The sequence below is a fragment of the Flagellimonas flava genome, assembly GCF_050617915.1.
Taxonomy (GTDB): Bacteria; Bacteroidota; Bacteroidia; order Flavobacteriales; family Flavobacteriaceae; genus Flagellimonas; species Flagellimonas flava_A.
In genome coordinates this window covers 1-12,496 of the sequence record NZ_JBODQE010000015.1, presented here as the reverse complement: position 1 = coordinate 12,496, position 12,496 = coordinate 1, and the positions used below count along the sequence as shown (strand labels likewise).

At 39.2% G+C, this 12,496-nt stretch carries 9 protein-coding genes; 7 read left to right on the top strand and 2 right to left on the bottom strand.

The annotated features are described in order from the left end of the window. Positions 1-403: 403 nt before the first annotated feature. The 6 genes from ACRHOZ_RS20160 to ACRHOZ_RS20135 all read left to right on the top strand — a co-directional run bounded on the left by ACRHOZ_RS20160 (position 404) and on the right by ACRHOZ_RS20135 (position 5,962). Positions 404-1,222, top strand: a complete 819-nt coding sequence (locus ACRHOZ_RS20160) for a helix-turn-helix domain-containing protein (protein ID WP_431129829.1) — start codon at positions 404-406, stop codon at positions 1,220-1,222. A gap of 78 nt (positions 1,223-1,300) precedes the next feature. Further along, positions 1,301-1,534, top strand: coding sequence for a hypothetical protein (locus tag ACRHOZ_RS20155; protein ID WP_431129826.1), 234 nt, complete (start codon positions 1,301-1,303; stop codon positions 1,532-1,534). Then, a complete protein-coding gene (locus tag ACRHOZ_RS20150) occupies positions 1,535-2,587 on the top strand; it encodes a serine hydrolase domain-containing protein (RefSeq protein WP_431129901.1) in 1,053 nt (350 codons plus the stop codon). Further along, on the top strand, positions 2,559-4,115 hold the full coding sequence (locus ACRHOZ_RS20145; RefSeq protein WP_431129823.1) for a serine hydrolase: 1,557 nt from the start codon (positions 2,559-2,561) through the stop codon (positions 4,113-4,115). Before ACRHOZ_RS20150 ends, ACRHOZ_RS20145 begins: the two co-directional genes overlap by 29 nt. 16 nt (positions 4,116-4,131) lie before the next feature. Continuing rightward, complete coding sequence (locus ACRHOZ_RS20140; protein WP_431129820.1) at positions 4,132-5,478, top strand: DUF6624 domain-containing protein; 1,347 nt, start codon at positions 4,132-4,134, stop codon at positions 5,476-5,478. Positions 5,479-5,524: 46 nt separating this feature from the next. Beyond that, entirely contained in the window at positions 5,525-5,962 is a 438-nt protein-coding gene (locus tag ACRHOZ_RS20135; protein ID WP_431129817.1) for a hypothetical protein, read from the top strand. 239 nt (positions 5,963-6,201) lie between these two features. On the opposite strand, the gene ACRHOZ_RS20130 is transcribed toward ACRHOZ_RS20135, so the two are convergent. Beyond that, on the bottom strand, positions 6,202-7,743 hold the full coding sequence (locus tag ACRHOZ_RS20130) for an IS1182 family transposase (protein WP_431129814.1): 1,542 nt from the start codon (positions 7,741-7,743) through the stop codon (positions 6,202-6,204). A gap of 239 nt (positions 7,744-7,982) precedes the next feature. Then, the gene (locus tag ACRHOZ_RS20125) at positions 7,983-10,028 is read right to left on the bottom strand and encodes a thiol-activated cytolysin family protein (RefSeq protein ID WP_431129811.1); all 2,046 of its coding nucleotides are present in this window, start codon (positions 10,026-10,028) and stop codon (positions 7,983-7,985) included. A gap of 306 nt (positions 10,029-10,334) precedes the next feature. Between ACRHOZ_RS20125 and ACRHOZ_RS20120 the strand changes: the two genes are divergently transcribed. Further along, complete coding sequence (locus ACRHOZ_RS20120; RefSeq protein ID WP_431129808.1) at positions 10,335-12,203, top strand: tetratricopeptide repeat protein; 1,869 nt, start codon at positions 10,335-10,337, stop codon at positions 12,201-12,203. Positions 12,204-12,496: the final 293 nt, after the last annotated feature.

Sequence of the window (12,496 nt, the reverse complement as noted above, 5' to 3'; positions counted from 1 at the left end):
TAAAAAGACCAAGAATTGAACTTGATAGTTTAAAAAGTAAAAGTCAGGCGAATTTGTCTCATGAAAAGACCAGTTTAAAGAACTCCGATGTTTTCTGTGTAAGGTTTAAACAACTGACAATTCTATGGAAAAACTAAAACAAACTTAATATGCAATCCGCAAATCTATGATGGAATAGGTCTAGTTTATCAGTATCAATGTTCACATTAATTCTTTTCTACATTCATAAAATAGACTTTCAATATTTTACTGGATTCTATTGGTCTTTAGTTCTTTTTGAATATCATAATACTTCCACCAATACTGGGAATCAATAAGCGATTTTTCTTTTGTTTTATCTTTTCTATATTGTGTATTTAAACAACTTAATCTTGTACAAACGAGTATTAATAGTTCAAAAATTTTGGATCAGACAAATACCGATACTATTTTTTTAAAAAAAGGCCATTATCTGGCACCATGCTTTTCTACATCAAATTTTGGTGATTTTTTGATTGGTATCACTAAATATGAAACTCCTGTAGAAACCGGGAATTTGCATTCGCATGAAAAACCCATGATAAGCTTTGTACTTCACGGTAACAATACTGAGGTTCGCAGAGGAAAAATGATTGAAAGAACAACCGGCTGCACAAACTACTATAGCGCTCATGAACAGCATAGAAATATTTACAACCGGTTTCCTGCAAGGCATGTGAGCATAGAATTCGAATACGATTTTTTGAAGAAATATGAATATACCGAAGAACAAGTCGAGTTAGCTGTTAAAAAGAGTTATGATGCTATTTTTACATTCATTAAACTAATGAAGGAAGCACATGTAAACGATGCTCAATCCAAAAGTACTGCGGAAATGCTATTCCTTTCGTTCATGGGAAATAGCCTTAGTTCAAATAATGACACACAAATTCCCTCCTGGATGAAATCAGTTAGGGATATTTTAAATGACCGATGGAATGAGAATCTCTCTCTTAAAGAACTAGCGGAGAATGTAAATATTCACCCTACAACAATTTCAAAACATTTTAAAAGATATTTTCAATCTACCCTGGGAGAATATACTAGAAAACTAAAGGTTACTCGCTCAATTGACATTCTACATTCTTCCAACTGCTCACTTACCGAAATATCCTATATATGTGGGTTTTCAGATCAAAGCCATTTTACAAGAACTTTTAAGTCTATGACCGGTTATCTACCCAAGGATTACATTAAACTTTAAGCAAAAGGCCAATTTCATTCTATTTTAAAGAAAGGTCACGGTCTTTCTTTGCTTGCACAATATAAAGGGTCAATAAATATGAAAATTCAAAATTATTTTAAAAGAATCGTAATAGTATGGTTCATTGGTCTTATCCTTGTCTCCTGCAATCAAAAAGCAAGCAGTTCAAAAGATTCGAACATCATGGTATTGCGGGATTCCCTGACAATGGAAGTCAACAATCTTCTAAAGCAAGGATATATTAATGGATTTGGGGTGGCAATCGTAAATGACGATACCACTTTATATGCCCAAGGTTTTGGGCTTTCCTGAATAAAAGGAAAAGTCCCTTACACCAAAAACACATTACAAAACATTGCTTCGGTTTCAAAAACGATGATTGGATTAGCCTTGCTCAAAACCCAGGAAATGGGCGAATTAAATTTAGACGATCCTATTAATGACTACTTGCCCTTTAAGGTTTTCAATCCATACCATCCTGAGGCAACCATTACCATAAGACATTTAGCAACACATACCTCGAGCATACAGGATGGTGATTTATATGGGGCGAAGTCGTATATCATGGAAAATGCCAATGACGCAACATTGGCCAAATCGTTGCCCAGTTCCGAGGAATTCAACTTACCTGAGGACGAAATCGAAATGGGCGTATTCCTCAAAAATTTTCTTGCCGAAGAAGGGGCTTGGTTCGATAAGGCCAACTATTTGGAAAGCAGACCTAGCGAACTTTACGAGTATACCAATGTCGGCGCGACGCTTGCCGCATATATTATTGAACGTTCCACCAACCAGAGCTACGCGCAATTCACAACACAACATATTTTAAAACCCTTGGGAATGTCCTCATCAGGTTGGAAAACTTCGAATGTAGACCAATCAAAACGCACACATTTATTTACTATCGATCGGAAGAGAATTCCTGATTATAGACTGATTACCTATCCCGATGGTGGATTGATTACCTCTATTGATGACAAGGCAAAGTATCTATCCGAATTGATACGAGGATATCATGGAAAGGGTGAACTGCTCTCAAAAGAAAGCTATGAGCAGTTCTTTTCAGAGTTTCTCTCCGAAGAGAATTTTGAAGAAGAACAAGATACCGACCGCCCTTTTGATGATGAATACAATTCTGGACTGTTTATTGGGCATACCCCCATTGGCTATTTAGGACATATGGGCGGAGACCCAGGGGTTTCGACCTTTATGTTCTTTAATCCCAAAACAAAAATTGGGAAGCTCCTCTTTGTCAACACGGACTTAGATGCAACAGGTGCTGAGCAGTTTTATGCCATTTGGGATACCTTAGGTGAATATGAGTTAAGATTGAATAGTGCATCCACTGGAACATATGATAAGTAAGTCTGTCTCAATTCTTTCTTCTCTAATTGTATTCTTTGAAGCTGTCTTAGGTTATGGTCAAATTGAACCGAGACTCCAGGGAATAGACGCTGAATTGAATAAGATTTTATCGATTTCAAAAGCCCCAGGTTTAGCGGTGGCAATCGTGGAAGGGGATAAAATAATATATGCCAAAGGATTCGGTTATCGCGATTATGACAACAAATTTCCCATGAACGCCAATACAGTTATGCCCGTAGGCTCAACTACCAAGGCATTTACTTGTGCTTTGTTAGGACGATTAAGAGATGAGGGAAAGTTGGCATTTACTGATAGCCCGATAAAACATATTTCCCAATTGAGGTTCTATAGGCATGAATTGAATACAAACATTACTATCAAAGATTTGATGACCCACCAAACAGGCATCCCAAGGCATGACGAATCATGGTATCTGTTTCCCAGTCACGACAAAGATAGTTTGGTACAAAGAGTACAATATCAAGAACCGTATACCGGACTTCGTCAAGAGTTCCATTACAATAATTTCATGTTAATGCTTCAAGGCGTTATTTCGGAACGTATAACAGGCAGCAGTTGGGAGGCGAATATCAACAACTATTTTTTGAAGCCACTGGATATGAAACGTTCCAATACTTCTATTTCAGAGCTGAAAAATAGCACCAACAGAGCGATCGGTTATGAGTTGCAGCATGACACCTTGATTCAGAAAGTAGACTATTTTGACCTAGCTGGAATCGGACCGGCAGGAAGTATCAATAGTTCAGCAAAAGAAATGGCCAACTGGCTAAAAGTTTGGTTGAATAAGGGAGTATATCAAGGCAAACAAATCCTATCAGAATCTTATGTGATAGAGGCTATGAGTTCTCAGGTCGTGACAAGTGCTTCTTTGCCAGAGAAAGAATCGCCTGATATGCATTTATCCAATTACGGGTACGGTTGGTTCATTTCGTCGTATCGTGGGCATTATCGGGTACAGCACGAAGGCAATATTGATGGGTTTTCTGCAAATGTTTCTTTTTTTCCCAGTGACAGCCTTGGCATCGTGGTGTTGACTAACCAAGGGGCTTCTTCTGTTACTTCAATGGTAAGGAACAGCATAGCCGATCGAATGTTAAAAATCGAACCAACGGATTGGGTACAAGATTTTTTGTTAGAAAAAGAGAAGAACGAAAAAGAAAGAAATAAGATCAAAGAAATAGCTACAGTAAACAAAAAAGATAATTTCGAGCACTCAAATAAGCCAATTTCTTATACTGGAAGCTATCAAAATAAAGGATATGGTACGTTCAAAATTTTTGAGGAAAAGGATTCGCTATTTGCACAGTTCAAACTCAAGAAATATTATCTAAAACAATCTGACACTGCGGTTTTCACCCCTTTTGAACTAGCAGGGTTAAAACTGGAAGATTCAGGTCTGCCCGTGTTCCACTTTCAACACAAATCGGAAAGAAAAAAACAAGTCTTATCGCTTAAAATACGTTTAGAGGAATCATTACAACAACCGATTACATTCAAAAAATTATAATTTAAACCCTTTAAAAATGAAGGAATCATCAATCAAAAATCAATCAGCTTACCATTCCAAAGTGATTTTGGCGCTAGTCATCATTGTTTTGCACTTTTCCAGTTGCTCCGAAGCAAAACGAACAGCCCCCAAGTCTGAAAAGGAAAATCATGTATGGTCCAATGGTCTCATAAATGCATATAGGGCTTTGGATGAGGATAGGAATACCGCTTCTGCGGATTTACTATTGGAAGCCACAGAAAATATGCCCAATAAAAACTGGGAGAATTATTTTGTCTGTGCCACTATCTATGCTCCAAATGGTGAAACAGACAAAGCATTTGATGCTTTGGACAAAGCTATCGAATCAGGTCTTAGGGATTCTCAACTACTCAATTCGATACCGGAATTGTCTAATCTGTATGATAATCCGAGATGGAAGACCGTAATTGAAAAAACAGAGAATAAACGAGGTGAATATTTACGAAAAATTGAGAGCCCTGAAGTATTGGAATTACTTGAGAATCTGTGGGCAGAAGACCAGCGGGTACTTACCCAATATAATGAACAAATTGCCTTATTGGACAGTACGGTCACCGATGAGGACTATGACCGACTATTCGAGCCGATAGAGAAGAGATGGGATATCAATAAAATTAAACTGGATAGTATAATTCAAATTTACGGCTGGCCTGGAAATCGATTGGTGGGCGAAGATGGTGCCAAAATAAGTTGGGGAATACCCCAGCATCATCCCAACGTTTTTTTTAAACAAAAATGTTTGTCCAAGATAAAAGAAGCAGTCGAAAAAGGAGACATGGATCCCAACCATTATGCAGAGTTGAACGATAGAATCGCAAGAGAAACATGGCAGAAACAAACCTATGGGGCCAGTATGGGTCAGAACGCACCTTATCCGATAGCTAATCCATCAGAAGTCAATCAAAGGCGGTTTGAACTGGGACTTCTCGAACCAGTTGAGGTCTATGCGTATTACCACGGCATAACTTATGTGGCACCTTTTGAGGAAGAGGCTAAGCTTGAGGCAAAAACAAATTTTGAAGAGGCTCAATCGAATTACGCCAAGTTTGGGAAATTCATAAAAGCCAAAGAAATCGATTCTGCACTTTTCGCATTAAAAAAGAGCATAAAACATTATGGTGATTTAAACAATGAGCAACTTTATAAAGCTGCCTTGACACTTTCCGCTCAATCAGAAGAACGCGCCAAAAACCTTAGCCTGAGAATATTGAAAGTACTTATTTGGCGAAAGTGGGAAGAAAGATTTGATTATATCCAGAAAAGTAATTTCACAGAAATTGATGAAGACGATTGGAATACCATCATAAAATTGCTTGAACAAAGCAAGGTTAAAATAGTATAACGGAGGCAACCAATCCAGTTACTTTCCATCTTATTAAAAAATTTTTATGCTAAGGCATAATGTTTATATTTTGTTTTTTTTTCTCTTCTCCTGTTCAAATTCAGCCAGAGATGACCTTATTTTTGACAGCAATATTTTTCCACAACGTTGGGAATTGACCGGAATGTCAACAGGTCTATCTGGAGGTCTTTTAGAAGGCGACGATTTACCATGGACTGAAACCATAGTTCTTGAAAAAGATTCTCGATTTTTTAAAACGAGGTTATTAGATAATGAAGAAAGTGAAGGAAAAGGTATTTTCGATTTCAGTGAAATTAATAATGAGATGTATCTTATTTTAAATTATGATACTGGAACAGACTTGATAGAGAGCTGCGGGAATGAAAACCAAACTGAAACCTTTTTCATGCCTTCGGTGACAGCTCTAATAGGAGGCTCTGCTCCATGCGACGGCCCAGGATTGTTTTACGAGCGGAAAGAGTAAAAGTCTTACTAAAGCAACTCGGGAAATTATTTTCAGAAAAGAATTTTTAAAGAACAATCTACTCACCTGGTTTCTTGGAACAACCTTTTCCAAAAAACGCAGTTCAAATGGATAAGCAGTTCAAATCTTCAATATCATTATCTGTAAAATATTGGAAGGTCTTGGTTGATTCTCAACAAACGAACGTGGCTGTTGCATAAGTCATCTGTGTTCAGGATATTGATTCGAATACGCAGTTTTTACAGAGTCTTCGGGAGGACCGGTCTTGGTTGGATTTGCCGGTAAAAAGCGGTCAGGTAGCTTTGAAGTACGTCCATAATGGCCCTTAAAATGCCTATTGAGGGTTTCCCTCCCCCTTTCTTTAGATACTTTTTCAAGTTGAAGGCGATTGCAGCCATGAGCATGACCTTGTGGGCACCGGCCTTGCCCAATACGCCTATCTTTCTCAGGCCGTAGAACTGGGTCAGGCTTCCGAACACGGGTTCCACCATACTTTGTCTAAGTCTTTTCATTTGTCCGCCCCTTTCGCTGTGCTGTCGGGCGTAGGCCCTCAGGTACGGTTCGTCGTATATCGTTCTGGTGATACTTTTGCATTTCTTTTTTGGCGCACATTGGGGTTTCATGGGGCAGGCCTTGCAGTCCCTCGGTGCCGCCCAGTAGTTTTTCAGCACGGTGCCGTACTTGTTGGTACTGAACCCCTTGAAGGGCAGCGGTCTGTCCATCGGGCAACGGTACTCGTCCCTTTCCCTATTGTATGGGAAACCTTCTATCTCAGGTTTGTATTTCCCGAAGACGGGTATCCATCCGGTGACCTTCCTTTGCTCGAGAAAATCGTAGTTGGAGCCGTTGGAGTACCCTGTGTCCGCCAAGAGGTCCGTCATTACGAGTTCGTTCCGCCCTAAACGGTCCTGAACCCGAAGGCCGATATCCTTCAGGTATTGGCTGTCCCTGCCGTCGGCAAAGTCCGCCTGGATATGCGAGATGACCCCTTCCGCCGTATCGACCGCCATGCTGCAGCGGTAGTTGAGCTTTCTGGCCTTGCCCGGCTTTACCGATATACGGGCATCCGGGTCATGGGGGTTGTAGTGTGTCTTGTTGCTCAGCAGGCGTGCCTTTTTGTGGGATCCGCCGACCAGTTGTACCGGACCCTCCCGAAGATTTCGATGGTGCTTTTCCACTCGCTTCAGCTCGTGTTCGGGAGCGGTGATATGTGCAGGGGAAACGGTCTTTGATTGGCTTTGCCCGGTTGCCCCGTTTTCTTCAGACACTTTCTTCAAGTGGTTGCCTATGGAGTCCGCAGGCATTTTCGGCACCACGCTTTCCATGGACGCGTTCGCCTTTATAGGGGCCGAGTCCACTGCTTGGGTGTGGCCGGAAACCATCCCGCTGTCTACGCAAAGGGCAAATACCTTGTTGAACAGTTTCTCAAAAAGGGATTCCGGGTAAAGCTGCCTTGTCCTGCTGATCGTCGAGTGCCATGGCAGTTCCTCGTCAAGGTCATAGCCCAGGAAGTAGAGCACGTCCATCCGCATGCTACAGTGTTCCACCAGTTTTCGGTCTGAGGTGATGTTCTCTAGGTATCCCGTAATCAACAGTTTGAAGAAGACCACTGGGTCGATTGATGGATTGCCCGTACAGCCATAAAGTTCCTCTGTGTCGCGGTAAAGAAAACTCAGGTCGAGCGTTTCGCGGAGCCTTCTGTAAAGGTTGTCCTTGGGAACACGGTCCGACAGCCTGAAACTGAGGAACAGTTTTTCGGTGTAGTTCTTTCTGCCTTGCATACCATAAGTTACCTATTTCCCAACGCTTATGAAAGCAAGAATCGATGAATATCAGAGTTGTGCAACAGCCACGAACAATTTATGGGAATCTACCTCTCCTAACAAATACTCGCCTTATTAATAAACTTAAATCAGTACAATCATCAAATGAGTGTTTCACCATTAAAAATAAAACATTTGAAACAGCCGACACCAAGTTGTTGAATCGCAACTTAAGGTGCCGACTGCATGAATGTAAATTAATCAATTACATATGGGCCATCAGAATCTCCGTTAACCCCATTTCTAATAAAAAATGACTTGCCATCTGAACTAAAATATAGGAGCTTGAATCCGGATTCTGTATTCCCCTGGGTGAAACTACAAGCAGCTCCGATATCTGAAAATAGAAAATCTTCATCATTTGAAACATCCTCTTTATCACTCCATTTACGAGAAGTATTGATGCCAGAATCTGTTACATTATTGGTAATAATGTTTCTGGTTTCGTAAATATCTCGAATATAAGACTCCGTTGCACTTGAATTATTATTGCCCTTTTGAAAATAGCCGTGATCATAGGTGTATTCGTTATGTCCTGTTATTGTGAAAGGTGTATTGGAGGTGTAAAATTCATATTCTTGACCTAAATAAACTACGGCATCAAAACCAGTACCAGATAATGGAAAGGTTTCGCCATCAAGTAAACTTGAATTATGCCATACTTCTATTTGAACAGGTCCCTTAATTTCAGAAATTATTTTGCTATTTGGAATAGTACTACTGTTTCCTGAATAGGGGTTTTGGTCAAAAACAAGTTGTAAGATTTCATTACTATTTTTGTCATAGACAAAGATATTTCCAGGCCGTGCGAGTGTTGCAGAATCTAAGGCGTCAAAAGGGATTATGCCGAGTGGAGCACTACCATCATTAATTGAATATTTAGGTGAAATATTGCCTGTATTTCCATTAAACCAAACATACTCAGTTCCAGCTCCATTAAATAAAATGGCGTTTGAGCCAGCCACAGCAGTGGCTGCACCGACACCATCTTCAAACAATCCAACCAAATTGCTATAACCTTGTGGAGGTCTTGCTCCCCTTAAGGAACAGATTACGGCATCATATTCGGTAGCCAATTTTGTACCCACTGTTTTACTAGGTTCAAGCACACTTTTAACTACATAAGATAAGGGCAGGGCTTCAGTAATATTAGTGCTTTCCGCTAGTTTTTCACCTATCGTATTAATATCAAGCTCTCCGGTAAGCGAGAAGGCACTTTGGGCACTGCCGCCATAAGCAATAATCTTGGTTTTCACCTCTTTTAAAGCATTGTATTGGTCATACTCTATTTCGCCTTCAATCTTAGACCGTAAACCCTGATACGTACCCTCAACTCTAGCCCGAAGTTCATTAACAGAACTGGTGGACTCCACTAACATATAAAAAATACGGCCGTAAGTTACAGAGGATATAAATGTTGCCGGGTTGTCTGCTTGAACAAAAGGCGATAGGTCCTCACCTGTTACTTCAGGTGCGAAAATATCATCCAGACCATTGATTTGATCCATAGACATCGTATAGTACTGTTGTGTCAATTTCACAAGCACCCTATTATATTCTTTCTCATTCGAAAAAGAAAGATTGGCGGATGCATTGATGTTATATGACTCATAACTTACGCCCAATTCCAATGCCATTTGTTCTTGACTATAGACTTCTTCCACCTCTAATTGAAAGTTGGCCGGAACAATGTTGGGGTCATTGGCAATAATCTCATTCATTGCAATTTGCATATTACCCTTTGTCACTTTATCAACAGTTATGGCAGATGCACTATTACCATTAAGCAAATTGATGGATACCGTACCACCAGCTCTATCGACATTAATACTAGAGGGAGAATTGGCACTAAGGGTCTTACCCTGTAAAAGATTGCCAGGCCATATCATCTCGGCATTAGGGTTAAAAAGTGGGAACTGACCATTACCATCCAAGACACTTACTTTTTTAGTGGTACAGAAATAGGTATTGGTCACATCACCATCGGCAGTACTTTCGAGGTACTCTTCATAATAGGGTTCAGAAACTTCAAGGGTGTCTGCAACCCGTTCCACTGGATAATCTTCAACAACTCCCCGCGCCAAAACCTCGGTAATTGTTAATTCTGTACCTGAACCACCCGGGACATTCGGATTAGTAGGGTCCTCGGTAGGCGATTCATCTTTACTACAGGCATGCAAAAGAAAAATGAGCACTATGGGTACTGGTGTCAAGACTTTTAAAAGTGACTGCTTTGTTTTCATAACTTCTTGGTTTTTAGATTCAACACTTCAAAACTAGAAGAGCGTAGATGTCTAACCTAAAAACAGAGCTAGACAAATCCTAGACGTATAGCATATATTAAAGCTAATCTTGACCTAGACAGGTATAATATCACAAGTAAATGGAAAATTTATAAAACAAATAAAATCAATGTTTTACAATTATTTTATCAACACTTAGATGTATTTTATATCTAGACATTATATTGACAGAATCTTTTGAAACAACAAACAACATGTTTCATAGCTTCACATAATGAGTATCTTGCCAAAACAATTACCTAAATGATGAAAACAGTAAAAAATGCTCTAACACTTTTTGTTTTAATGTGCAGTTTTAACCTAACGGCACAAAACAAAATGGATATTGATAGCCTAATACTTCAATTCAAGAATCAACCGTTGGATACCCTAAAAATCCAAACAATCAAGAACATCGTCAATCATTATATGTATCGAGAACCGGAGCAGGCGAAAGAATTTGCAATTAAAGAGTTGAAGTTTTCAAAAAGGCTGGACTACGATTCAGGAATTTCCCTCGCAAACTACCATCTAGGAATAATCTACTACAACCTTGACAACATTGATTCGGCTCGACACTACTATAAAACCAGTCTTCAATTAGCAAAAGAGATAAACAATGGTCTATACATATCTCAAGCATATCGTGGTTTGGGCATTTTGGAGTTCACTCAAGGTAATTTGAAAACCGCGGATAGCATCAACAATATGGATCTTGAACATGTCATCAAACTTAAGGACAGTACTGGAATTGCATTGTCTTATGGCTTCAAAGGAAATATAAATCAAAACAAGGGTTTCTACGAAATTGGATTAAAATATGCCCTAAAGAGTCTTGATCTTTTCGAAAAAATAGGAGATTCAATACGCATAGCCGATTGTTTTAATCATCTGGCTATACTCGAATATAACCTAAGAAACTTTGATAAAGCTTTAGAATATAACAAAAGAGCTTTAGTAATTTATGAAGATTACGAAGACCTTTATTACCAAGCGCAGGCCCTAAATGATATAGGCTTAATGCACCATTTACTTGGTGAACAAAATACGGCGTTGGGATTTTTTGAAAGGAGTATCCAAAAGTCAAAAGAGGCGAAAGTAGAAGCACTGGAGGTCACAGCCTTAACAAACATTGGCTCAACGCATATTAAACTAGAAAAACCTTTGTTGGCGGTTCAGTTCCTAAATGAAGCTATCGAAAAAGCAGAGAGCATCAATAGTTTAAGAAAGGCCGCGATTGCAAAGAACAAGCTTGCAGAGGCCTATCTCTTGCTGGATAAACCAGCCGCATCCAGCAAAATCCTTGACGGGGTGAGGACCTATGCAGTAAAAACTGAAAATCAATCCATTTTAAAAAAAACACTTGAACTTAGCAGCAGGTCCAACGAAGCTCTTGGCAAAACCACTTTGGCCCTTTCTCAGCACAAGCAATTCAAAAGGATTAATGACTCTTTAATTGATTCAGAAAAAATCAAAAAAATAGAGGAACTACGGGCAATCTTCGAAACCGAACAAAAAGAAGCTGAAATCGCTCTACAACAAGAAGAAATAAAGACCTTAAATGAAAAAGCTAAGGTTGATAAATTAACCAAAGGGATTTATGCAGGCGGTATGGCGTCTGCCCTTGCCCTTTCGGGAGTTTTGGTTTTTGGATTTCGACAACGCATTAAAAAGAACCGAATCGAAAAAGAGAAAATCACCAAGGAATTGGAACATAAACAAAAGGAATTGACCAGCCAAACCTTGCACCTAGTACAAAAAAGTCAATTTCTCGCCGAACTCAAAGAAAATTTGGAGAGCTTGAAAAACTCACCTGAAAAATTTAAACTTGAGTTTAAGCGTATTGTCATGCTACTTAAAAAACAAAGTACGGCCGACAAAGATTGGGAAGTTTTTAAATCTTATTTCTCTGAGGTTCATCAGGATTTTGAGACGCAATTGAAAACCTTATCCAATAAAGTTACGGACAAGGAACTGCGCTTAGCCTCTTATGTCAAGATGGGCTTGAATAATAATGAAATCGCCAACATATTAAATGTGCTACCCACTAGCATTCATACGTCCAAATACCGACTAAAGCAAAAGTTGAACATTGATAAAGACCTTGACTTTGATGGCTTTATTAAAAGTCTATAAAAGTTCGTAGCAATAATGGTGTAGAAACAAAGACAACAATTAAATTAATATAATTTTAATTCTGAAATAAATAATTATGTCCTCCGTCTTCTGTCCTATTATAAGAACACATTTTTGGAATTTAGCCCGACTGCCCAATTAGTCCCTTAAACTCACGGTTTTACAGGACACCTAGTATCTGCCAGAAACCACTTCATGTTGGTTATTATGGTAAATCACTAGTGTCTACTATAAATTTTAAAATGTTCTTTGAAATTATTGATAATTAGAAAGATATCACTGTTTTTTGACGG